Here is a 20,565-nt window from a genome sequence, read left to right as displayed (position 1 = left end):
GAGAGGAGGGGGGTAGAGGAGGGAGGTCAGTCCCGTTTGGGCGGCCGGCTGCGGGCGCCGGTCAGCCGCACCGTCACCCCGGCGATGTCCGCCCCGGAGAGGGTGGCCACGGTGCCGCGGATGTCGTGCTGCGCGCGTTCGGTTCGGTCCTGGGCGGTGTTGTCCGCGGGCGCGCCCGTCTCGGCCTGGTCGAGGGGCAGCAGGCGGAGGGGTGCGCGCACGGTGAGGTTGAGGCGGCCGGCTGTGTCCCCCAGGTCGACCCGGACCTGGCTGGGCCGCACGCCGAGAGCGCCGGCGGCCACGGCCGAGACCAGCCCGGTCATCGCGCGGGCGGTGATGTGGGTCGCTCCGAGCGGCGCGAGGGTCACCGTCGAACCGCTCACGAGAGTGGAGCCTCGTCGGCCTCGTCGGGCAGGTGCACGTCGTTGATGGTCACGTTTACCTCGGTGACCTCAAGGCCCACGAGATTCTCGATGGCGTCGATGATCGCGGTTCGGGCGTCGGCGGCGACCTGCTGCAGCGGCTGCGGGTACTCTGCGACGATGCTCAGGTCGACGGCGACCCTGGACCCGCTGACCTTGATGCTCACGCCCTGGCTGTGGTCGGCGCTGCTGATCGCCTCGCGGATTGCGCCGAGGGCACGAGCGGCGCCACCGCCGACGGCGTGCACTCCGGTCACGTCACGTAGAGCGAGCCCGGCGATCTTGGCGACGACGGCGTCGTTGATGACGGTGGTGCCGCGTGATGTGGCGGCGGGCAGATCGGCGCCGTCCGAACCGATGTCGAGGGTGGTGCTGGTCATGAGGTGGGCTCCTGTGCTCGTCGGCCGCGCTGGCGCGGATCTGCTCTGACAATAAAGCTGGATGGTGAGATAGTCACTATGCTGCACGAAGGTGCGGTGAGCGATTTTTCTCTTGCCGAATCTCATTGATACTGTTCAGACGCATCTCACGGCCGGTTCGTCACGAAATCCGGTTGAGATTGGCTTTGAGTAGAGAGAGGTCTCCGGTGGCAGTTACGGGGTCGATTGAGCGTGCGCCGCTCGACGACGCGGCAGACTCGATACTCGCCGCCCGCGCCGCGGATGGCGACCTGCGCGCTTTCGAGGTGCTCGTCCGACGCCACGGGCCGTTGATGCGCGCCTATGCCACTCGCATTCTGGGCTCCAACAGCGATTCCGACGACGTGGTGCAGGAGACCTTCATCACCGCCTGGGAACAGCTGCCCGAGTTGCAGGACCCCGCCGCCATGAAGGCCTGGCTCATGAGGATCACCAGCCGTAAGGCGATCGACCGCATCCGCGCGCGCAAGCAGGATCAGCCCCTGGGCGAGTGGGATGCGCCGGCGCCGGAGTCGGAATCTCCGCACCAGCGGGCCGAAGCTGCGTCACAACGCGAGCGACTCACACGTGCACTCGCTACTCTGAGCGAAGCACAGCGGCAGTGTTGGACACTGCGGGAGATCGGCGGGCACAGTTACGCCGAAATCGCCGAGGAGCTTGATGTGCCTCCCTCGACGGTTCGCGGCCTTCTGGCCCGGGCCAGGCAGAGGCTGATGCAGGAGATGGAGGAATGGCGATGACATCACCTCACGAGGACGACGCCAACCAAGACCTCATCGAGCAGCTCAGCGACCTCATCGACCGCGGCGAGTCCCCGTCGGATGATTTCCTCAACAAGGCGCCGGAGAACCGGATCGCCTTCAACGCGCTCACCCGGTTCCGGTCGATGGCCCAGAACATCCTCGACGACGACGTCTCGGCCGAACCCGATCGTGACGACAGCTGGGTCGCCGGGATCCTCACTAACATCCACAGGGAGGCCAGGGCGGGACGCTCGATCCCGGTCTCGCACTCCTCGCCCAAGGCCGACCTGAGCCTGACCGAAGGCGCCGTCAGGGGCCTGATCCGTTCGGCCGGGGACGCCGTCGCCGGAACCTTTATCGGCCGCTGCCGGCTGGAGGGCGACGTGACGACCCTCGGCAGCCCGGTCACGGTGAACGTCGAGGCGAGCGTGTTCTGGGGCGAGCGGATGCCGCAGACCGCTCAGCAGCTGCGGGACGCCATCACGACGTCGCTGCTGCACCACACCGAGCTGAACATCGTGGCGGTTAACGTCACCATCACCGACGTGCACCTGCGACGGAACCCGAAGGACGAGGGCAGCCCGGCCCAGGACGGCTAGGCCTGGACCGACTTGGCCTGGACCGACTAGGCCTGGACCGACTAGGGGAGCCGGCGGGTTTCGATCAGCTTCCGGTACCAGAGCGCGCTGTCCTTGAGGGTGCGCTCCTGGGTCTCGTAGTCCACCCGCACGATCCCGAATCGCTTCGAGAACCCATAGGCCCACTCGAAGTTATCCATCAGTGACCAGACGAAGTAGCCACGCAGGTCAACGCCGTTCTGGATGGCGCGATGCGCCGCGGTGAAGTGCCGACGCAGGTAATCCACCCGGCTCGCATCGTGCACCGCGGCCGCGCCCCGGTCGTCGACGGTGACAACATCCTCGAACGCCGCTCCGTTCTCGGTGACCATCAGCGCCAGGCCGGGGAACTCGTCCCGGGTCGCCTCGAGGAGCTGCAGAAGCCCTGACGGTTCGATGTTCCAGTCCATCTCGGTGAATGGACCGGGCTGGTCGAGCCGGGGAATGTCGTCGGTTCCGGGGAAGGCCGACGCTCGGGGCGCCGCTCCGGCGGCCGACTCCGCGGGGTGGGCACCTCCCATCGCCGGCCCCACCAGGGTGGTGTTGTAGTAATTGATGCCCAGCACATCGAGGGGCTGGTGGATGAGCTCAACGTCACCGGGCAGCACAAATGCCCAGTCGGTGATGGCCTTGGTGTCTTCGATCAGGTCGGCGGGATAGGCGCCGTGCAGCATCGGACCTGTGAAGATCCGGTTGCCGACGGCCTCGATGCGACGCACGGAATCGGCGTCCCCACGGATCACGTGCAGATTGTGCGTGACCGACAGCTGCGCGGTCTCCGGCAGGACCTCCCGTAGTGCGCTCACACCGAGCCCGTGGGCCAGGTTGAGGTGGTGGGCTGCCGTCAGCGCGGCGGCGTTGTCCTGACGGCCCGGGGCGTGCTCGCCGGAACCGTGGCCGAGAAAAGCCGAACACCACGGCTCGTTGAGGGTGGTCCAGACCGGTACGCGATTGCCGAGGGCCGCGCCGACGAGCCGCGCGTAGTCCGCGAACGCGTACGCGGTGTCGCGGTTGGTCCAACCGCCCTCGTCTTCCAGAGCCTGCGGCAGGTCCCAGTGGTACAGGGTGACCACCGGCGTCACACCCCGCTCGATGAGCCCGTCGACGAGCCGCTCGTAGAAGTCCAGGCCGGCGGCGTTCACCGGTCCGCGACCGGTCGGCTGGATGCGCGGCCAGGCGATCGAGAACCTGTACGCGTCCAGGCCGAGTCCGGCGATGAGGTCCAGATCGGCCTCGAGCCGGTGGTAGTGGTCGTCGGCCACATCGCCCGTGTCGCCGTCTTGCACCGCGCCCGGCGTGTGCGAGAAGGTGTCCCAGATCGAGGGGCCGCGGCCGTCCTCGTTGACGGCACCCTCGATCTGGTATGCGGCGGTCGCCGAGCCGAAAACGAAGGAATCGGGAAACTGCAGGCCGCTGTCGCGGAAGTCGGGGGTGCCGGCGCTCATGGTGCGTGTGTCAACCAATTCTGTTGTCGGGTCTTCTGTTGTCCCTGCTCGTGCGCCGGGAAACGGCGCGGCGGATCAGTCCGCCGAGCCCCCGGACGCGGTGTCGTCCTCGGTCGGGGAACTGCCGTCGCTCTGCGACCCGTCCGCGAGCTTCTCGGTGCGTTCGGTCTCTTCGCTGCTGACCTCGGTGGAGCCGTCGGGTGCCTTCGGGTCTTTCGTGTCATCGGTATTCATCCCACCACTATAAGCAGCGGCGGTGACTCCCGACCAAGAAGATGACCCCGCGAAGCCGCATCCCCCCGGCCCTAAGGTGAGAGCATGGCGGGGATCGTGCAGCGGCTGGAACACCGCCAGGTGGCGCTGTTCCTCACGGCGATAGCGCTCGGCGCCCTGGTCGGCTGGCTGGCCCCCGGCACCGCCCCCACCCTCTCGGCCGCCATCACCCCGGTGCTCGGGCTGCTGCTGTTCGCAACCTTCCTGGCCGTGCCGCTGGTGAGCCTGGGGCGGTCGTTCTGGGACCTGCGCTTTCTCGGCACGGTGCTCACGGTCAACTTCGTGATCGTGCCGGACAAGCTGTTGGCCGCCACGCCGCTGCTGATGCTGCTGCAGATCGTGCTGCTGCCGGTCTACCTGTGGCTCATCGCCGGGACGGGCGCCGTGGCGCTGATCGAGGTGCGCCCGTTGGTCGAGGCGTTCCTGGTGCTCATCGTGCTGCCGCTGGCGGCCGCGGCAGCGGTGCAGTTCGGCACCCGCCGACGCCGGGCGGCCCGCGCCATCGAGACTCTCATGCAGGCGCTCATGGTGCCTCTGATGATGACGACCCTCGCGGTTGTCGTCGGCTCGCAGGTCTCAGCCGTAGGTGCCCAGGCCGCGGCGCTGCCCACCCTCATCCCGCTCTACATCGCCTTCCTGATCGTGATGGTCGGCATCGGGGTGCTCGCCGCGGGGCTGGCCGGGCTACCCGTGCCCGCGGCGCGCGCCCTGATCTTCAGCGGCGCCACCCGCAACTCGCTGGTGGTGCTGCCGCTGGCCCTCGCCCTGCCCCTCGCCCTGCCCCCCGCGCTGGCGCTGGCACCGCTGGCGGTTGTGACGCAGACCCTGGTCGAGCTGGTGGGCTTGGCGATCCTGGTGCGGCTGGTGCCGCGCCTGGTTCCCGGCTCCCCGTCGGGTGCCGATCGCTCGTAGTGTGTTTCGTTCTGTGACAGCACCCCGTGACAGCCGAAAATCGCGAACCTACACTCGAGGCAACGAACGCCGATAGTCAAGGAGGCTCAATGATCACGCAACCGCTGCACGTCCTGCAGTGCAACCACACCGGTGGGGACGGCTGCGTCAACCACGGAGCCGGCCACGCAACCCGGCCCATCCACGTGCGCGTGGCCGACGCCACCCCGAGTAAGTGGGCCGACGGCATCGTGGTGCGCGCGACCTCCGACGGATGGATCGGAATCGCCCTGTTCGGGGACGACGCCGCCGACGACGACACCGCCGACGACGACGACGCCGACGACGCCGCCGACGACGACACCGCCGACGACGACACCGCCGACAGCGACACCGCGACGGTGTGGGTGTGGAACCACTCCGACCTGACGGCGCACCTCGGCGCCGGAGCGCCGGTGGCGTTGCACTCCGTCTACAACGTGCTCGCAAGCGGCCGCAGCCGCATCAGTGTCGTGCGTCTATAGTCAGCCCTCCAAGAGTCAGCCCTCCAAGGGTCAGCCCTCCCCAAACAGCCCGGTGACGGGTCAACTCGTCGGCATCATCCCCGTCATGGCGTCCATCATCTTCTGGCAGGCCATCGCGCACTGACGGCACGCCTCGGCGCACATGCGGGCGTCCTCGCTCATGCCGGCGTGCTTCATGCACTCCTCGGCGCAGAAGTTCGCCATCGTCATGGTGGCCGTGTGCATCGCCATCATGGACTCCATGTGCATCAGGTTCGGGCGCAGCATCGCACGCATCATGGTGCCGGCCATGTCGGCCATGGTCGCGCACATGCTCCGCCCCATCGCCATGCCCTCGCCCATCATCGAGTCCGCACACATGGTGCACGCCTGCTCGCAGGCTGAGCAGGCCTCGATACACTCCTGCATCAGCATCATGTCCTTCCCCTGCATGGGCATGTCCTTCATGTGCATTTCCATCATCTGCATGGTCATGTTCATCATCTGAAACCATCCTTCTGCGGGAGACCGGGCCCAGGCCCATCCCGATGCCGTCAACGGCGCCCGCCACGGCCGATGCTACGCCGCGGCCGCCGCACTGTCTGCGGGTGGCCGACGGTGCGCACGGATCCTGCGTCGGCCTCCCGGCCAGGCGGGCCGGCATCCGTAAAATAGGCGCATGGTGGGTATGCAGGACCGGGTCATCCTCGACGTGACCATTCAGGAGTGGGAGGCCTACCTGGCCGGTGAGCCGGATGACGGCGGGGTGCGCCTGAAGCTGCGCAAGAAGAACTCGAAGGCTTCGGGCATGACGTGGTCAGAGGCCCTGGACGTGGCGCTCTGCTACGGCTGGATCGATGGCCAGACCAACCGCCTCGACGAGGACTACACCCTCACCGGCTTCTCACCGCGCCGCAAGAACAGCCCGTGGTCGCAGATCAACCGGGAGCACGTGGCGCGCCTCATCGACGAGGGGCGGATGCGTCCTGCCGGGCTCGCGGAAATCGAGCGGGCCCAGGCGGATGGCCGGTGGGATGCCGCGTACCGGCAAAAGGATGCCGTGCCGCCGGCCGACCTTCAGGCGGCACTGTACGCCGACCCGGCGGCTGCCGCCTTCGTCGCGGGGCTGAGCAAGGTGGAGAGGTTCCGGATCTATTTCAGGCTCAGCAACATCAAGACGCCCGCGGTTCGCGCCGCGCGCATCCGCGACGTGATCGAGAAGGCCGCCCGCGGCGAGCAGCACTACCGCTGAGTTGTCTCCATCGCCGAGCTGCCGCATGTGGGCAACTCGCGGGGTGCTCAGGGGTGCGCGCCGGGCACGAGCAGGCCCGACTCGTAGGCGACGATCACCAGCTGGGCACGGTCGTGCGCGCCGAGCTTGGTCATCATGCGGTTCACGTGGGTCTTGGCGGTGTGCGGGGAGATCACCAGTTCGTCGGCGATGGCCCCATTGGCATGGCCGCGGCCCACAAGCAGCAGGATTTCCCGCTCTCGCTCGGTGAGCAACGCCAGCGCGGCCGGCGCCACGAGGGCGGCCGGCTCGACGGGAGCGGTGTAGCGGTCGATGAGGGCCTTCGTCGCCCGCGGCGAGAGCAGGGCATCACCGTCGTGCACGGTGCGGATGGCGTTCATCAGGTCGCGCGCTTCGGTACCCTTGCCGACGAACCCGCTGGCTCCCGCGCGCAGGGCCTGCAGCACGTATTCGTCTTCCTCGAAGGTGGTGAGCACGATGATGCGGGTGCCGGCAAGGTCAGGTTCGGCGCAGATCGCCGCGGTCGCCTGGATGCCGTCCATGACGGGCATCCGGATGTCCATGAGCACGATGTCCGGTCGCAGCGCCCGTACCAGGTCAACGGCCTCGCGCCCATTGCCGGCCTGCCCGGCCACGGTGAAGCCCTCCTCGTGCGAGACGAGCTCGGCCACCGCCGTGCGGATCAGGGACTGGTCGTCGGCGAGAACCACGGAAATCATGACGCACCATTCGGTTGGGAATCTGAGAAGGCGGCGGCCGGGCCGGTGCCGATTGCGGTGTCGGTGGGTAGCCAGGCGGTGAACCTGAAGACCGGGCCGGGGCCCCTCGCCGCGGTGAGCCGGCCGCCCACGGAGCCCACCCGTTCGCGGGCGCCGAGCAGGCCGTGTCCGGCACCGGCCGCTGCCGCGGTATCCGCCGCTGACCCGGGGCGGGGCGTCGCATCCACGGTATTGGTCACCGTGATCTCCACTCCCGCCGGCTGATAGTCCAGGTGCAGCAGCGCGGAGTGGTCCGCGCCATGCTTGTGCGCGTTGGTCAGCGCCTCCTGTACCGCGCGATACGCCACCATGTCGACGGCGCCGGGGAGTGGTCTCGGCGTGCCGGCCACCCGGTGGTCCACGCGTAGCCCGCTGCGCTCGAAGTCGGTCAGCAGCGCCTCGAGGTCGGCGAGCCCGGCGACGGGCACCGTCGACAGGCCGGTGCCGCCGGCGTCCGTGGCCCGCAGCACGTTGAGCAAGCTGCCGATCTCGCCCAGCACGGTGCGGGCGGCCTCGCGGATGGTGGCCAGCGACTTCTCGGCGTCGTCCGGGCGGTCGGGCAGCGCCTGGGAGGCCACGCTGGAGTGCAGATTTATCACCGCGATCTGGTGTGCGAGCAGGTCGTGCAGGTCGCGGGCGATGCGCAGGCGCTCTTCGGCCACCCGGCGCAACGCCTCAGCCTCCTTGGTCTCCTCGGCGCGGCGGGCCCGCTCGGTGATGCCGCGAATGTACGCCGCATGCGACCGGTTGGCGTCTCCGGCCGCGGTGGCGAAGCCCACGAACGCCGCCAGCTGCAACATCGCGCGGGCATCGTTCCAGGGCGAGGCCAGGAAGGCCAGGGTGGCCCCTGCCAGCAGCACGACGGTGCCGGCGGAGAAGAGTAGCGAGGTTCGTCGAGGCAGCCGCCGGGCCACAGCGAAGACCCCGATCAACACCGCAATCAAACAGGTCACGATCGGCCCGTCGACGACCAGGCCGAGCACGCAGGCGACCACGGCCACGGACGCGCCGGCCAGTGGTGCCCGCCAACGCAGCAGCACCGAAGCTGCGGAGACCACAACCAGGAGAGCCGCGGCCGGGCTGGACGTGAAATTGCCGCCGAACCCGGTAGGAGCAAAGCTCGGAAGGGCCACGAGGAGCACGAGGATGACGTCGCGCAGCCAGAACGGCAGCCAGGACAGCGGCGAGAAGCTGCGTTCGGCCGGATCGGGCGCGTAGCGCCGCCCCCCGTTCGGCGTTCCCGGATCGCGCAGGGTGCGGGTTTCCGGTTCGTGGGTTTCCGGGGCGTTGTCGTGCTGGCTGGGCATGCTGTCCTCCCGCCCGGGATTCGGGCTTGAACCCATTGTGTCAACCGAGCCGGCCGGCGTCTGCCTGCGCCCGTGGGTGCCGGGTGTACTGCGTTCGTGGTACCCCGGGGCCGGTAGGCCCCGAAACGGTCCCAGACGCGGTATTCCCAGGTTGCCACGGTCGGAGGATGCCCATCCCGGATCACCCCGCGAGGCTGGACTCGTGCCGTTGGACCGGTTCAACGTGAGCCGGTCCGGCCGGCACGCCAACCCGCGCCCCGCATCCGCGCACCCCGCATCTGCGGCCCAACCAGGAGAGCCCACCCATGACCGTGCCCATTCTCGCCGCCCGCGACATACATAAGTCGTACGGCCGCGGCGCCACCCGGTTCGACGCCCTCAAAGGCGTCTCCCTCGACATTCACCAGGGCGAATCCATCGCCATCGTCGGCAAGAGCGGGTCGGGCAAGTCCACCCTGATGCACCTGCTGGCGCTGCTCGACAACCCCAGCTCCGGCGCGGTGGAGCTCAGCGGCCGCGATGCCAGTGCCCTGAGCGGCCGCGTTGTCAACCAGACCCGCAATGAGACCTTCGGGTTTGTTTTCCAGCAGTTCTTCCTCACCCCCAACACGAGCGTGCTCGACAACGTAACGCTGCCGCTGCAGATCGCCGGCATCGGCGGCGCCGAACGCAAACGCCGCGGCATGGCGGCCCTGGAGCAGCTGGAACTGGACGACAAGGCCCGCAACAAGGCCACCGACCTCTCCGGCGGCCAGAAGCAGCGCGTGGTGATCGCCCGGGCGCTCGTGAACAACCCCAGCGTCATCTTCGCCGACGAACCCACCGGCAACCTCGACTCCGCCACCGGCAAGGTCGTGGAGGACATCCTGTTCTCGCTGCAGAAGGAGAAGGGCATCACCCTCATCATCGTGACCCACGACGAGGATCTCGCGGCGCGCTGCGACCGCCGCGTATACATCCGCGACGGTCTCATCACCGACAGCCTGCACGCGGTGCCCGCCACCCCGGCAGCCGCCTCGACCGTGGAGGAGGTGCGCGCATGAACGCCTTCGATCTGATCCGCTCGGCGATCAAGAACAGCCTCCGCAGCAAGACCCGCACCACCCTCACGGTGCTCTCGATCTTCATCGGCGCCTTCACCCTCACCCTCACCAGCGGGGTCGGCACCGGCATCAACCAGTACATCGACACGACGGTGGCCTCGATCGGCGCCGACGACGTCATCACGGTCACCAAGGCGGCCGAAGATACGGCGGATGGCCCGGTCGAGTACGACCCGGACGCCGTGGCGATCGATTCCCCGAACGCTCCTCCCGGTGCCCCGGGCGCCAGCCTTGTGGCCCTCACCTCCGCCGACCTCGACTCGATTGCTGACGTCGACGGCGTGCTCTCGGTGCAACCGCAGCTGAGCGTGAGTCCCGACTTCGTCCAGGTCGATGACGGCACCCCGTACGAGGCGAACGTGGGAAGCTTCATCCCCGGAATGGCCCTGGACCTCGCCGCGGGCGCTGAGCCCGCCGCGGACAGCAGCGAATACCAGGTCGCCGTCCCGGTCTCGTTCGTTACGCCCCTGGGCTTCGCGGACAACGCCGACGCCCTGGGCTCCACCCTCACCTTCGGTATCACCGACGTCACGGGCACGCAGTCCGAGCTCACCGCCACCATCGTCGGGGTGTCAGAGGAGGGCCTGGTCGGATCCACGGCGTTCACCGCCAACGAGGTGCTCACCGAGGCGCTCTACAACGCCCAGAGCGTGGGCCTGTCCGAGACAAGCAAGGACAGCTACGCGCAGGCCGTGGTCCGGTTCGATCCGACCGGCACCGAGGCCGACCTGACCGCGCTCAAGGCCGATCTGGCCGACCTGGGCTACACCGGCACCACGGTGGAAGACCAGATCGGCTCGTTCAAGGCCGTCATCGACGGCATCGTGCTGGTGCTCAACGCGTTTGCCGTGATCGCCCTGCTGGCCGCCGGTTTCGGCATCGTCAACACGCTGCTGATGAGCGTGCAGGAACGCACTCGGGAAATCGGGCTGATGAAGGCCATGGGCCTGGGCGGCGGCAAGATTTTCGGCCTGTTCAGCCTGGAGGCCGTGTTCATCGGTCTGATGGGCAGCGCGCTCGGCGTCGGAGTGGGCATGCTGGCCGGATTTGCTGCCAACTCCCTGCTGGCCGACACCCTGCTCGCCGACCTGCCCGGACTCACCCTGGTGGCCTTCGACCCGACGGCGCTCGCCACGATCATCCTGGTGGTCATGGGCCTGGCCTTCCTGGCCGGCACCATCCCGGCGTTGCGTGCCGCACGACAGGACCCGATCGAGTCGCTCCGTTACGAGTAGTCGGCGCCGCTGGACGCAAGGCCCGCATCCGCTCACGCGGGTGCGGGCCCTTCCGCGTGCCTGCCACGCGGTGAGATGGTGTGCATGAAAGTGACGAGCGCAACAGTAGGCCTGCCCGTTCGCGATCTGCCGGCCGCCGAGAGTTGGTATCGGCGGGTGTTCGAGGTGTCGTCGCCCTCGGTGGAACCGGCTCCAGGGGTGATCGAACTCGCGGTCGGGCCCATCGACCTGCAACTCAGCGGGCCTGGCGCTCGGCCCGCTCGAGCACGTGCCGGCGGTCGTGGACTACTTCGACTTCACCGATCCGGACGGGAACGCGCTCAGCCTGTATTCCCTCAACCTTTGACCCAGCCGGCGCCGGCGAGGCAGCCGACCGGGACCGGCCCGGTCACGGATGCGCCGGCGACGGCAGGGTGAGGACCTCGGCTCCGTCGTCGGTGATGGCGATCGTGTGTTCACTGTGTGCTGTGCGGCAGCCCGTCGCGCTACGGAGCGTCCAGCCGTCGGCATCGGTGATCAGTTCGGCGGTGTCGACCATGACCCACGGTTCCAGCGCCAGCAGCAACCCGGGCCGCAGCCGGTAGCCGCGGCCGGGCCGCCCGCTGTTCGACACGTGCGGGTCCTGGTGCATCGTCGACCCGATGCCGTGGCCGCCGAACTCGACGTTGATCGGGTAGCCCGCCTCGCTGAGCACCGAGCCGATGGCAAAGGAGATGTCGCCGATCCGAGCTCCCGGCCCGGCAGCGGCGATCCCCGCGTGTAGCGCCCGTTCGGTCGCGTCGATCATCGCGACGCTCTCCGAGGGCTTGGAGTCACCCACCAGAAAGCTGATGGCCGAGTCTGCGGCGATCCCGTTGGTGGAGAGGGCGAGGTCGAGGGTGAGCAGGTCGCCGTCGGCCAGCGCGTAGTCGCGGGGCAGTCCGTGCAGCACCGCGTCGTTGACGGCCGTGCAGATGTAGTGGCCGAACGGCCCGCGCCCGAAGGACGGCGCGTAGTCGACGTAGCAGGACTGCGCGCCGGCCTCGATGATCATGGCCTGGGCCCACCGGTCGATGTCCAGCAGGTTGGTGCCGACCGTGCTGCGGCTCTTCAGCGTCTGCAGGATGTGAGCGACCAGCGCGCCTGACTCCCGCGCTCGGACCAGTTCGGTGGGGTGCAGGATTTCGATCATGCGGCGCCCTTCTCGGTGAACCAATAACTATACCGGCCATATTATCCCGGTAGAATTGGCGTCATGGTCAGGTTGCCGCTCACACCCGCCCAGCTCGAGCGCGGAGCACGCCTCGGTGCCCTCCTGCGTTCCGCCCGGGGGGAGCGCTCGATGCTCCACACCGCGCTGGATGCCCGCGTCTCACCGGAGACCCTCCGGAAGATCGAGTCGGGACGCATCGCGACCCCGGCCTTCCCGACCATCGCGGCGATCGCCGAGGTTCTCGGACTCTCCCTCGATACGGTGTGGGCCGAGATCAACCGGCCCGAACGCGGTGTCGAACCGGCCGGCTCCGGTGCCGGCGCCTCAGAGCGGATGGCCTCCTAGGCCTCGACTCCCTGGGCATCAGGACCGTCTAGGGAATGAGACGCTCGGCGCGGTACCGGTCGAACAGATCCAGGAACGCCTGCTCGGTGTTGCGGTAGTCGGTGAAGCACGCGGTCCGGCTGCGGCCCATGTCAGCGAACACCTCCATGGTGCGGCCGAGGTCGGCGTCGGTGTGCCACCAGGACGCCAGGCGGGCGAGGTCGGCCTCCACGAGGCCGTGCTGGGCCACGATGCGGTCCCAGACGTGCTGGGCATCCGCCATTTGCGTCTCGAGCGGCCGCGGGGCGCCCTTGAAACCCTCCGGCGCGACGCCGAAATAGGCGGCCAGGCGCGGCCAGAGCCAGCGCCACCGGAAGGTGTCGCCGTTGACGATGTTGAAGGCGGTGTCTGCGGCGGCCGGGGTGGTGGCGGCCCAGACCATCTGGTCGGCGAGCAGGCCGGAGTCGGTCATGTCGGTGACGCCGTTCCACTGGGTCTCGGAGCCGGGGAAGATGAACGGGCGATTGAGTTCCTTGCAGACGGCCGCGTATACGGCGAGGGTGGAGCCCATGTTCATGGCGTTGCCGACGGCGTGGCCGATCACGGTGTGGGCGCGGTGCACCGACCAGGTGAAGCCCCGTGCCCGGGCGGCGGCCCAGAGTTCGTCCTCCTGCGCGTAGTAGAAGTTCTCCACCGAGAGGCGCGGCTCGTCTTCGTGGAACGGGGTGTCGGGCACCTCGCCCTGGCCGTAGGCCTCGAACGGGCCGAGGTACTGCTTGAGCCCGGTCATCAGGGCCACGTGCCGAACCGGGGCGTCAGCCAGCGCGGTGAGCAGGTCGCGCACCATGGCGGAGTTGACGACGATATTCTCGGCCTCGGTGTTCTGGCGCAGCCACGCGGTGAAGAACACGTGGGTGGGTGCGTGGCCGGCCAGGGCGGTGCGCAGAGAGTCGACGGACCGGAGGTCGGCGCTCACCGGGATCACGCCGGGGCGCGGGGTGACGGGTGTGCGGGAGAGGGCGATGACGCTCCAGCCCTGCTCGGTGAGCAGGTCCACCAGTGCCGATCCGGCGATGCCGCTGGCACCGGCGACGAGGGCGGTGCGCCCTGGCCGGCTCGGGGTGCCGGCGGGACCGACGGTGTGGGGTGCTGGAATGGGCAGGGCGTCGTCTGGAGTAGGCATCACGGAGGACAACAGAGTGACCGGCCAGGGAATTCCGCTCCGGCCGGCCGGCCGGCGGTTCGGGTTCGGGCCGGGCACCTTGCTGGGGTGAGGGAGCGCGCCTACCGTGTGCGACGTCGGCAGGCCGGCGCGCGGCGCCGGCCGCGGGCCGAGCGGTCGCTCCCTGGAGGAATCATGGGCAGGTCGAGGGTCGCGGCGCTCGCCGTGGTGGTCATGCTGGCGGCGCTGGTGCTGACCGGGTGCGCGCCGGGCGCCAACGAGGTGCCGGCCACGGTGCCGCCCGACGAGCTGGCGGGTTTCTGGTTGGGCCTGTGGCAGGGCTTCATCAGCCCGATCACCTTCATCGTCTCGCTGTTCAACGCCGAGGTGAACATCTACGAGGTGCGGAACGACGGCAACTGGTACAACTTCGGCTTCATGATCGGGGTGGCCATCGCCTTCGGCGGCCCCGCGAGCGCCGGCGGGTACGCCACGCCGGGCCGCAAGGGCTGACGCGCCGCCTGCCCCGCACACCGGGCTCACGCCACGGAGTAGCGCACGCTCATCTCGTGGCTGGCGCCCGGGGTCAGGGTGATCGCGTTGTCGCGGATGTTGCAGGTCTCCACGCACACCATGCCGGTGTACTCAGCGTCGCCGAAGTCGGCCATCGCGGCGGCCTTGTCGATCCACGGGTTCCACACAACGGTGCTCGCCGAGCCCTGCTTCGTGACGGTGATCTCCCGGCCGGTCGCGGCATCCGTCACCGTCGTGGCGGCCGTGGAGTTCAGGTAGATCCGGTCGGTTTCGGCGCCGAAGCGCACGGGCTCGCTCTCGGCGGGGCGCGCGCCGGTCAGGCGGTCGGTGAACGGGGCACCTTCCAGTCCCGACACCTCGGTCTGGCGGATGTCGGCGACGTCGAGGTAGGTGTGCAGGGCCTGCTCGAAGCTCAGCTGCACGTTGTCGCGGTTGGTGACCTGCAGCGAGAGCGACAACTGGGCGCCGACGGTGACTGTGTAACGCGCCTCGAACCGGTGCGGCCAGGCGGACGCCCGGGTGGCCTCGGTGTCGGTGAGCACGAAGACCAGCACCACGTCATCGCCGGCCTCGCGCGCTTCGGTGAGGCGCCAGTCGGCCAGTCGTGCGAATCCGTGTGACGGGGCGGTGGCATCCGTGGGATGCGCGGCGAACCAGGGGAAGCAGATCGGCACGCCTCCGCGCAGAGGCACGCCCGACACGTACTCGCTCTTTGCGCTCATCCAGATCACCGATCTGCCGCCGGTGGGTGCCCAGGCGCTGACGTGAGCGCCGCGGAGATAGATCTCGGCGGTGCCGGTGGGGGCGAATACGCGGGCCACGGCGAGGCCGCCCTGGCCCATCCCCAGTTCGACGGACGACGGTAGTTCGGGCATTTGCGGGTTGATGGCAGACATGATGACCTCCGTGGTCGATGGGGCGTGCTCCCATCCTAAGAACCCGGGCCCCCTGGCGGCTGTCGGGTTCACGACCGGAAGGGAAAACCTCCCCGGCGGCTCCGTCTGGAGAGAGGTAGTATCACCTCTCGAGCGACGGAATGGGCCTCCTCGGGTCTCACGTCGAGCGCCCCAGTGAACCATCCCGATCGGAAGGACCCCATGCAGCTGCTCCTCCTCGCCAACTGCACCAGCCCCGGCCAGGGCTACCTCGAGCACGCACTGCCCGAGGTGCTCGCTTTTCTGCACGGCGTGACCGTGGTCACTTTCGTGCCTTTCGCGGGCGGCGACCTCGACGCCTATACGGCGTCGGTGCGGGCAGCCCTCGAGCCGCACGGCATCGCGGCGCGCGGACTGCACGAGGCGGCCGACCCGGTCGCCGCTGTCGCGTCCGCCCAGGCGCTCTTCGTCGGCGGGGGCAACACGTTCCGCCTCCTCGCCGCCCTGCAGCGTCTCGGCCTGATACCGGTCATCCGCGCCCGGGTGCAGAACGGCCTGCCCTACCTGGGCTCCAGCGCCGGAGCCACCATCACCGCGCCCAGCATCCGCACCACCAACGACATGCCCATCGTGCAGCCCGAGTCGTTCGATGCGCTCGGCCTGGTTCCGTTCCAGATCAACCCGCATTACCTCGACACCGACCCGGCAGGCGTGCACACCGGTGACTCCCGCGAGTCCCGGCTGACGGAGTTCCTCGATGAGAACGACGTGCCGGTCCTGGGCCTGCGCGAGGGTACCCACCTCAGTGTCACCTCGACGCTGGCCTGCGCGCTCGCCGTGGTCGGCGGCGGCTCGGCGGATCCGCTGCCGGCCGAACCGGGTATCCTGTTCGAACGAGGGCGCGCGCCGCGAAACGTCGCCGGAGACGTCAGCTCCCTGTTGGTGCGGCGTCCCCGGTATGACCGCCCCCTGGCGAAAGCGGTGAGCTGAGGCGGTTGATCAGGGTGAGCTCGGCGTGATTGCGGGGATCGCCTGACCCGCAGAGCGCGCAACCGCAGGCATCCGCAGGCGCAGGGCATCCGCTCGGCTCAGGCGCCGGCGGGCGGGTCTGGCGCGAAACGGTAGCCCATACCGGCCTCGGTGATCAGGTAGCGGGGCCGGGACGGGTCCGTCTCGAGCTTCTTGCGCAGCTGGGCGAGGTAGAGCCGCAGGTAGCCGGTGTCGGTCATCTTGTGCTGGCCCCAGACCTCGGCGTAGAGGGCCTGGCGGGTCACCAGTTTGCCCGGGGTGCGCAGCAGCAGCTCCAGGATCTGCCACTCGGTCGGGGTCAGCCGCACGTGCTCGGCTCCGCCGGCGGCGGCTCGCACGATGGTCTTGGCCGGCAGGTCCACCGTGATGTTGCCGAAGGTGACCACGGGTTCGTCGCCGCTGGTGGGCATCCGGCGGGTGAGGGCGCGGATGCGGGCCAGCAGTTCGTCGATCGAGAACGGCTTGGTGACATAGTCGTCGGCGCCCCGGTCCAGGGCCTCCACCTTGTCGGAGGCGCCGCTGCGGCCGCTCACCACCAGGATCGGCACGCTGTTCCACGCACGCACCGAGTCGATCACGGCGAGACCGTCGAGGGCGGGCATGCCGAGGTCCAGCATCAACAGATCGGGGTGGTACTCCACGATTGCCGCCAGAGCGGTCACGCCGTCGTGGGCGGTGACGATCTCGTAGCCGCGGGCGCCGAGGGTGATGCGCAGGGCCCGGAGGATCTGCGGGTCATCGTCGGCGATCAGGATTCTCATGGCCTGACCTCGTCGCTGTCAGGCTCTGCGGTGTACTCGACGGCCGGCAGGGTGATCACCATGGTGAGCCCGCCGCCGGGGGTGTCGTCGGCCTCGAGGGTGCCGCCCATGCCCTCGACGAACCCTTTCGACAGGGCCAGGCCGAGACCTAGGCCGGTGGCATTGTCGATGTCGCCCAGCCGCTGGAACGGCACGAACACATCTCCCCGCCGGTCGGCCGGGATGCCGGGTCCCTGGTCCATGATGCGCAGCTGCACGGTGTTGGCGAACCGGCTGGCCGACACCCGGGCGGGTGTGCCGGGCGGCGAGAAACGGATGGCGTTGGTGAGCAGGTTCACCACCGCGCGCTGCAGCAGGCCGGGGTCGGCGAGCACCGGCGCGGTCTCGCCCGGCAGATCGAGCTGCACGGTGTCCGGCCCGAGGCCGAGCTCGTCGAGCGCCGGCATAACCACGTCGGCGAGGTCGACGGGCTCCAGCGCCACGGCCAGCGCCCCGGCCTGCAACCGGCTCACGTCGAGCAGGTTGGTCACCAGCGAGGCGAGGGTGTCCAGGCTTTCGCCGGCCGTGGCCAGCAGTTCGGTGCGGTCGGTCTCGGGGAGGGTGATGTCGGTGGCCCTGAGCCCGCTGATGGCCGTGGTCGCGGCGGCGAGGGGCCGGCGCAGGTCGTGGCCGACGGCGGCGAGCAGGGCGCTGCGCATGCGGTCCGCCTCCTCCAGCGGGCCGATCTCGCTGGCCGTCTGGGCGAGGTCGCGATGCTCGAGGGCGGCATCGATCTGGCTCGCGATTACGCTGAGCAGCCGGCGCTCGGACGCGGCGAGGTCGGGGCCGGACAGCTCCAGGGTGGCCCGGCTGCCGATGGGCATGATCGTGCCCGCGGGTGCCGCCGCGCCCGGCGCCGCCGCATCCGCCGCACTCGCCTCGGCCAGCACCGCGCCATTGGCGAGCAGTCGCACCCGGTCGAGTCCGAACGCCTCGCGGGTGCGGGTGACCAGCGCCTGCAGGGCGTCCTCCCCGCGCAGCACGCTGCCGGCCACGGTGGCCAGCAGCTCGGATTCGGCCGCCGCCCGCCGGGCCGTCCGGCTGCGCCGGGCCGCCTGGTCGACGACGATGCTCACCAGGAGCGCGTTGACGAGGTAGAGGGAGAGAGCGAAGAGGTGCAGCGGCTCGGCCACCGTGACCGTGTACAGCGGCTGCACCAGGAAGTAGTCCAGCGTGAGCCCGCTCAACAGAGCCGCGAACAGCGCCGGCCAGAGCCCGCCGACCAGCGCGACGACCACCACGAGCAGCTGGTAGCTGAGCACGTCGCTGGTGATCGACTCCTCGCTGCGGAAGCTGACGAGCAGCCAGGTCAGCAGCGGCCCGCCGACCAGGGCCAGGGCGAATCCGGCCAGGCGCCGCCGCACGGTGAGCGAGCCGCCGAGCCTGGGCAGGGCGAACTTTCCGCCGGCCGCGGAGTGGGTGACGATGTGCACGTCGATGTCGCCGGACTCGCGCGTGATGGTGCTGCCGATGCCCGGCCCGGACAGCGCCGCGGTCAGCCGGTTGCGGCGGCTGACTCCGATCACCAGCTGGGTGGCGTTGGCGGCGCGGGCGAACTCCACCAGCGCCCGGGGGATGTCGTCACCGACTACCTGGTGGTAGCTGCCGCCGAGTTCCTCCACCAACGCCCGTTGCGCCGCCAGCGCGCCCGGATGCGGTGCGGCCAGGCCGTCCTGGCTGATCACGTGCGCGGCCATGAGCTCGCCGCCGGCCGAGCGCGCGGCGATGCGAGCGCCGCGGCGGATCAGGGTGTCGCCCTCTGGGCCTCCGGTGAGCGCCACGACCACGCGTTCGCGGGCCTCCCACTTGTTCGAGATGCCGTGCTCGGCTCGGTAGCTCTGCAGCGCCGTGTCGACCTCGTCGGCCAGCCAGAGCAGCGCCAGCTCGCGCAGGGCGGTGAGGTTGCCGAGCCGGAAATAGTTTGACAGTGCCGCGTCGATGCGGGCCGCCGGGTACACATTGCCCTCGGCGAGCCTGTCGCGCAGGGCCTGCGGTGCCAGGTCGACGACCTCCACCTGATCGGCGGTGCGCAGCACCACATCCGGCAGCGTCTCGCGCTGCGGCACCCCGGTGATCTGCTGCACGACATCGTTGAGGGATTCGATGTGCTGGATGTTGACGGTCGAGATCACGTCGATTCCGGCCGCCAACAGCGCCTCCACGTCCTGGTAGCGCTTGGAGTGCGCCGAGCCGGGGGCGTTGGTGTGGGCGAGCTCATCGACCAGGGCGATCTCGGGCCGGCGGTCGAGCACGGTGGCCAGGTCGAGTTCGCTCAGCTCGATGCCGCGGTGCTGAACGAGTATTCGCGGTACCGCCTCGAGGCCCTCCGCCATGAGCGCGGTGGCTGCGCGGCCGTGGGTTTCCACGACCGCGACGACCACATCTTTGCCCTCGTCCCGCAGCCGGCGACCTTCTTCGAGCATGCTGTAGGTCTTGCCGACGCCGGGGGCGGCGCCGAGCAGCACGCGCAATCGGCCGCGTTTCATGGGTTACCTCATCTGCTGGAGTCGAGCTTCGCGAGCTCGAGGTTCAAGTTGAGCACATTCACGGTCGGTTCGCCGAGAAACCTGAGGTCACGCCCCTGTTCGACCGACTCGACGAGCGCGCGCACGGTTGCCCCAGACAGGTCGCGGGCCGCCGCCACGCGCGGCACCTGCTGCAGGGCGTATGCCGGGCTGATGTGCGGGTCGAGGCCGGAGGCGGACGCGGTGACGGCGCCCGCGGGGATCTCGCCGGCCGCGGAGGGGCAGAACCGGAACCATTCGGGCAGGGCCACGCCGTCCGCATCCGTGAAGAACTGGCCGACCAGGGTGATCAGCAGGTTGCGGCCGAGGATGCTCGACGCGCTCGCCGGGCGGTAGCGCACGCCCCGCAGGGCCAGCGGAATCAGCGCGACGATAATGATGGCATTGAAGATGATCGCCGACAGGATACGCCCGCCTCGCAGCCCTGCCCGACCCCACCGCCCAGTGCGGGTTGCACAACTCCTGCATTTTTCGAGATTCGGGCTCAAACTGGCCGTTTCGCCCCCGGGCGGCAGAAATTGCAGGAGTTATGCAAAAAGCAGGCCGGAAAGTCGGGCCGGCGTCGGGTTTGCGTGACCCGGCCGGTTCCGGTTGAGGGACCCCATGACAGATCACTGGTACAGCTTCTCTGCCGACCGGGACGAGATGGACCGCGAGCGAATCCATCTCTGGCTGAGCACGGAGGCGTACTGGGCCCTCGGTCGTGCACGGTCGGTGCAGGATGCCGCGATCGACTCCTCCCTCAACTTCGGCATGTTCGATGTGGTTACGGGCCGGCAGGTGGCTTACGCGCGTCTGGTGACCGACTCGGTCACGTTCGCCTGGCTTTGCGATGTGTTCGTTGACCCCGGCGTGCGTGGCAACGGCGTGGGCGTGGCGCTGATCCACAACGTCGGAGCGACGCTCGACGCCCTGAACCTGCGACGGGTGGCGCTGGCAACCTCGACCGCTCACGGCCTGTATGCCAAGTTCGGCTTCGACGTCGTGGCCGCCCCCGGGCATTGGATGGAACGCCGGGCCGGCATCGCATGGTTCATAGGTCGCGATTGTGTAACGTTTGTCCGATCTCGTCCCCCGAACAGGAGGATTTCTGATCCGGCCAGATCGACGCGTGTGCAAACCTTGATGAAATCACGTCCCGGGGCAGGCAATAGCG

The 20,565-nt window shown here is 69.2% G+C and carries 23 protein-coding genes and 1 pseudogene; 11 read left to right on the top strand and 13 right to left on the bottom strand.

Features of this window, described 5'->3' with window-relative positions; all coding sequences use genetic code 11:
• Positions 1–26 precede the first annotated feature (26 nt).
• Positions 27–383, bottom strand: a complete 357-nt coding sequence (locus tag E3O42_RS13635) for a hypothetical protein (RefSeq protein WP_134454460.1) — start codon at positions 381–383, stop codon at positions 27–29.
• The gene (locus tag E3O42_RS13630; protein WP_174844270.1) at positions 380–802 is read right to left on the bottom strand and encodes an Asp23/Gls24 family envelope stress response protein; all 423 of its coding nucleotides are present in this window, start codon (positions 800–802) and stop codon (positions 380–382) included. The genes E3O42_RS13635 and E3O42_RS13630 overlap by 4 nt, the downstream gene beginning before the upstream one ends.
• Before the next feature lie 206 nt (positions 803–1,008).
• Between E3O42_RS13630 and E3O42_RS13625 the strand changes: the two genes are divergently transcribed.
• Complete coding sequence (locus tag E3O42_RS13625; RefSeq protein WP_241984831.1) at positions 1,009–1,581, top strand: RNA polymerase sigma factor; 573 nt, start codon at positions 1,009–1,011, stop codon at positions 1,579–1,581.
• Positions 1,578–2,183, top strand: a complete 606-nt coding sequence (locus E3O42_RS13620; RefSeq protein ID WP_166788003.1) for an Asp23/Gls24 family envelope stress response protein — start codon at positions 1,578–1,580, stop codon at positions 2,181–2,183. The genes E3O42_RS13625 and E3O42_RS13620 overlap by 4 nt, the downstream gene beginning before the upstream one ends.
• Before the next feature lie 41 nt (positions 2,184–2,224).
• On the opposite strand, the gene E3O42_RS13615 is transcribed toward E3O42_RS13620, so the two are convergent.
• Positions 2,225–3,646, bottom strand: a complete 1,422-nt coding sequence (locus E3O42_RS13615; RefSeq protein ID WP_134454457.1) for a GH1 family beta-glucosidase — start codon at positions 3,644–3,646, stop codon at positions 2,225–2,227.
• Positions 3,647–3,721: 75 nt separating this feature from the next.
• Positions 3,722–3,880 carry a hypothetical protein gene (locus E3O42_RS18080; protein ID WP_166788002.1) on the bottom strand — a complete coding sequence of 53 codons (159 nt, stop codon included), beginning with the start codon at positions 3,878–3,880 and terminating at the stop codon, positions 3,722–3,724.
• A gap of 84 nt (positions 3,881–3,964) precedes the next feature.
• Between E3O42_RS18080 and E3O42_RS13610 the strand changes: the two genes are divergently transcribed.
• Together E3O42_RS13610 and E3O42_RS18075 are read left to right on the top strand one after the other, a co-directional pair.
• Positions 3,965–4,831, top strand: coding sequence for an arsenic resistance protein (locus E3O42_RS13610; protein WP_134454456.1), 867 nt, complete (start codon positions 3,965–3,967; stop codon positions 4,829–4,831).
• An 89-nt stretch (positions 4,832–4,920) separates the two neighbouring features.
• On the top strand, positions 4,921–5,334 hold the full coding sequence (locus E3O42_RS18075; protein WP_166788001.1) for a hypothetical protein: 414 nt from the start codon (positions 4,921–4,923) through the stop codon (positions 5,332–5,334).
• Positions 5,335–5,394: 60 nt separating this feature from the next.
• Here the strand turns inward: E3O42_RS18075 and E3O42_RS13600 are convergent, their stop codons facing one another.
• Positions 5,395–5,817, bottom strand: a complete 423-nt coding sequence (locus E3O42_RS13600; protein ID WP_134454455.1) for a four-helix bundle copper-binding protein — start codon at positions 5,815–5,817, stop codon at positions 5,395–5,397.
• Between the two features lie 175 nt (positions 5,818–5,992).
• Here E3O42_RS13600 and E3O42_RS13595 point away from each other — a divergent pair, with 175 nt between their 5' ends.
• Complete coding sequence (locus E3O42_RS13595; RefSeq protein ID WP_134454454.1) at positions 5,993–6,565, top strand: YdeI/OmpD-associated family protein; 573 nt, start codon at positions 5,993–5,995, stop codon at positions 6,563–6,565.
• A gap of 47 nt (positions 6,566–6,612) precedes the next feature.
• Here E3O42_RS13595 and E3O42_RS13590 read toward each other — a convergent pair whose 3' ends face one another.
• Entirely contained in the window at positions 6,613–7,284 is a 672-nt protein-coding gene (locus tag E3O42_RS13590; RefSeq protein ID WP_134454453.1) for a response regulator transcription factor, read from the bottom strand.
• Positions 7,281–8,630 carry a sensor histidine kinase gene (locus tag E3O42_RS13585; protein ID WP_134454452.1) on the bottom strand — a complete coding sequence of 450 codons (1,350 nt, stop codon included), beginning with the start codon at positions 8,628–8,630 and terminating at the stop codon, positions 7,281–7,283. Before E3O42_RS13585 ends, E3O42_RS13590 begins: the two co-directional genes overlap by 4 nt.
• Positions 8,631–8,935: 305 nt before the next feature.
• Here E3O42_RS13585 and E3O42_RS13580 point away from each other — a divergent pair, with 305 nt between their 5' ends.
• Together E3O42_RS13580 and E3O42_RS13575 are read left to right on the top strand one after the other, a co-directional pair.
• Positions 8,936–9,673 (top strand): ABC transporter ATP-binding protein, encoded by a 738-nt coding sequence (locus E3O42_RS13580; RefSeq protein ID WP_134454451.1) that lies wholly within the window; start codon positions 8,936–8,938, stop codon positions 9,671–9,673.
• Complete coding sequence (locus E3O42_RS13575; RefSeq protein WP_134454450.1) at positions 9,670–10,968, top strand: ABC transporter permease; 1,299 nt, start codon at positions 9,670–9,672, stop codon at positions 10,966–10,968. Before E3O42_RS13580 ends, E3O42_RS13575 begins: the two co-directional genes overlap by 4 nt.
• Positions 10,969–11,356: 388 nt before the next feature.
• Here E3O42_RS13575 and map read toward each other — a convergent pair whose 3' ends face one another.
• Positions 11,357–12,139: a type I methionyl aminopeptidase gene (gene map / locus E3O42_RS13570; protein ID WP_134454449.1), complete on the bottom strand. Its 783-nt coding sequence runs from the start codon at positions 12,137–12,139 to the stop codon at positions 11,357–11,359.
• 63 nt (positions 12,140–12,202) lie between these two features.
• On the opposite strand from map, the gene E3O42_RS13565 reads away from it, so the two are divergent.
• On the top strand, positions 12,203–12,505 hold the full coding sequence (locus tag E3O42_RS13565) for a helix-turn-helix domain-containing protein (protein ID WP_134454448.1): 303 nt from the start codon (positions 12,203–12,205) through the stop codon (positions 12,503–12,505).
• Positions 12,506–12,533: 28 nt separating this feature from the next.
• Here the strand turns inward: E3O42_RS13565 and E3O42_RS13560 are convergent, their stop codons facing one another.
• Positions 12,534–13,667, bottom strand: coding sequence for an SDR family oxidoreductase (locus tag E3O42_RS13560; RefSeq protein ID WP_134454447.1), 1,134 nt, complete (start codon positions 13,665–13,667; stop codon positions 12,534–12,536).
• Positions 13,668–13,841: 174 nt separating this feature from the next.
• Here E3O42_RS13560 and E3O42_RS13555 point away from each other — a divergent pair, with 174 nt between their 5' ends.
• On the top strand, positions 13,842–14,159 hold the full coding sequence (locus E3O42_RS13555) for a hypothetical protein (protein WP_198414145.1): 318 nt from the start codon (positions 13,842–13,844) through the stop codon (positions 14,157–14,159).
• 26 nt (positions 14,160–14,185) lie between these two features.
• Here the strand turns inward: E3O42_RS13555 and E3O42_RS13550 are convergent, their stop codons facing one another.
• The gene (locus tag E3O42_RS13550) at positions 14,186–15,076 is read right to left on the bottom strand and encodes a D-hexose-6-phosphate mutarotase (protein WP_166788000.1); all 891 of its coding nucleotides are present in this window, start codon (positions 15,074–15,076) and stop codon (positions 14,186–14,188) included.
• A 201-nt stretch (positions 15,077–15,277) separates the two neighbouring features.
• Between E3O42_RS13550 and pepE the strand changes: the two genes are divergently transcribed.
• A complete protein-coding gene (pepE, locus tag E3O42_RS13545) occupies positions 15,278–16,045 on the top strand; it encodes a dipeptidase PepE (protein ID WP_134454445.1) in 768 nt (255 codons plus the stop codon).
• A gap of 98 nt (positions 16,046–16,143) precedes the next feature.
• On the opposite strand, the gene E3O42_RS13540 is transcribed toward pepE, so the two are convergent.
• Genes E3O42_RS13540 through E3O42_RS13530 form a run of 3 tightly spaced genes read right to left on the bottom strand, consistent with a single transcriptional unit; the run spans position 16,144 to position 19,831 of the window.
• Entirely contained in the window at positions 16,144–16,845 is a 702-nt protein-coding gene (locus E3O42_RS13540) for a response regulator (protein WP_134454444.1), read from the bottom strand.
• Positions 16,842–19,370: a DUF4118 domain-containing protein gene (locus E3O42_RS13535; protein WP_134454443.1), complete on the bottom strand. Its 2,529-nt coding sequence runs from the start codon at positions 19,368–19,370 to the stop codon at positions 16,842–16,844. Before E3O42_RS13535 ends, E3O42_RS13540 begins: the two co-directional genes overlap by 4 nt.
• Positions 19,371–19,378: 8 nt before the next feature.
• Positions 19,379–19,831: a potassium-transporting ATPase subunit C gene (locus E3O42_RS13530; protein ID WP_134454479.1), complete on the bottom strand. Its 453-nt coding sequence runs from the start codon at positions 19,829–19,831 to the stop codon at positions 19,379–19,381.
• 181 nt (positions 19,832–20,012) lie between these two features.
• Between E3O42_RS13530 and E3O42_RS13525 the strand changes: the two are divergent.
• Positions 20,013–20,390 (top strand): annotated as a pseudogene (locus E3O42_RS13525) (GNAT family N-acetyltransferase); the annotation flags it as partial.
• Positions 20,391–20,565 lie beyond the last annotated feature (175 nt).

It is taken from the genome of Cryobacterium adonitolivorans (assembly GCF_004402695.1).
In the GTDB taxonomy this organism is placed as follows: Bacteria; Actinomycetota; Actinomycetes; order Actinomycetales; family Microbacteriaceae; genus Cryobacterium; species Cryobacterium adonitolivorans.
The sequence above is the reverse complement of the archived record's forward strand: the minus strand, read 5'-3'. Positions and strand labels throughout refer to the sequence as shown.

Bases quoted from the DNA above. Each gene is read 5' to 3' on its own strand.
- E3O42_RS13585 (WP_134454452.1), bottom strand. From the start codon at position 8,630: ATGCCCAGCCAGCACGACAACGCCCCGGAAACCCACGAACCGGAAACC.
- map (WP_134454449.1), bottom strand. From the start codon at position 12,139: ATGATCGAAATCCTGCACCCCACCGAACTGGTCCGAGCGCGGGAGTCA.
- E3O42_RS13610 (WP_134454456.1), top strand. From the start codon at position 3,965: ATGGCGGGGATCGTGCAGCGGCTGGAACACCGCCAGGTGGCGCTGTTC.
- E3O42_RS18080 (WP_166788002.1), bottom strand. From the start codon at position 3,880: ATGAATACCGATGACACGAAAGACCCGAAGGCACCCGACGGCTCCACC.
- E3O42_RS13565 (WP_134454448.1), top strand. From the start codon at position 12,203: ATGGTCAGGTTGCCGCTCACACCCGCCCAGCTCGAGCGCGGAGCACGC.
- pepE (WP_134454445.1), top strand. From the start codon at position 15,278: ATGCAGCTGCTCCTCCTCGCCAACTGCACCAGCCCCGGCCAGGGCTAC.
- E3O42_RS13630 (WP_174844270.1), bottom strand. From the start codon at position 802: ATGACCAGCACCACCCTCGACATCGGTTCGGACGGCGCCGATCTGCCC.
- E3O42_RS13620 (WP_166788003.1), top strand. From the start codon at position 1,578: ATGACATCACCTCACGAGGACGACGCCAACCAAGACCTCATCGAGCAG.
- E3O42_RS13595 (WP_134454454.1), top strand. From the start codon at position 5,993: ATGGTGGGTATGCAGGACCGGGTCATCCTCGACGTGACCATTCAGGAG.
- E3O42_RS13555 (WP_198414145.1), top strand. From the start codon at position 13,842: ATGGGCAGGTCGAGGGTCGCGGCGCTCGCCGTGGTGGTCATGCTGGCG.
- E3O42_RS13535 (WP_134454443.1), bottom strand. From the start codon at position 19,370: ATGAAACGCGGCCGATTGCGCGTGCTGCTCGGCGCCGCCCCCGGCGTC.
- E3O42_RS13600 (WP_134454455.1), bottom strand. From the start codon at position 5,817: ATGATGAACATGACCATGCAGATGATGGAAATGCACATGAAGGACATG.
- E3O42_RS13590 (WP_134454453.1), bottom strand. From the start codon at position 7,284: ATGATTTCCGTGGTTCTCGCCGACGACCAGTCCCTGATCCGCACGGCG.
- E3O42_RS13575 (WP_134454450.1), top strand. From the start codon at position 9,670: ATGAACGCCTTCGATCTGATCCGCTCGGCGATCAAGAACAGCCTCCGC.
- E3O42_RS18075 (WP_166788001.1), top strand. From the start codon at position 4,921: ATGATCACGCAACCGCTGCACGTCCTGCAGTGCAACCACACCGGTGGG.
- E3O42_RS13580 (WP_134454451.1), top strand. From the start codon at position 8,936: ATGACCGTGCCCATTCTCGCCGCCCGCGACATACATAAGTCGTACGGC.
- E3O42_RS13540 (WP_134454444.1), bottom strand. From the start codon at position 16,845: ATGAGAATCCTGATCGCCGACGATGACCCGCAGATCCTCCGGGCCCTG.
- E3O42_RS13615 (WP_134454457.1), bottom strand. From the start codon at position 3,646: ATGAGCGCCGGCACCCCCGACTTCCGCGACAGCGGCCTGCAGTTTCCC.
- E3O42_RS13550 (WP_166788000.1), bottom strand. From the start codon at position 15,076: ATGTCTGCCATCAACCCGCAAATGCCCGAACTACCGTCGTCCGTCGAA.
- E3O42_RS13560 (WP_134454447.1), bottom strand. From the start codon at position 13,667: ATGCCTACTCCAGACGACGCCCTGCCCATTCCAGCACCCCACACCGTC.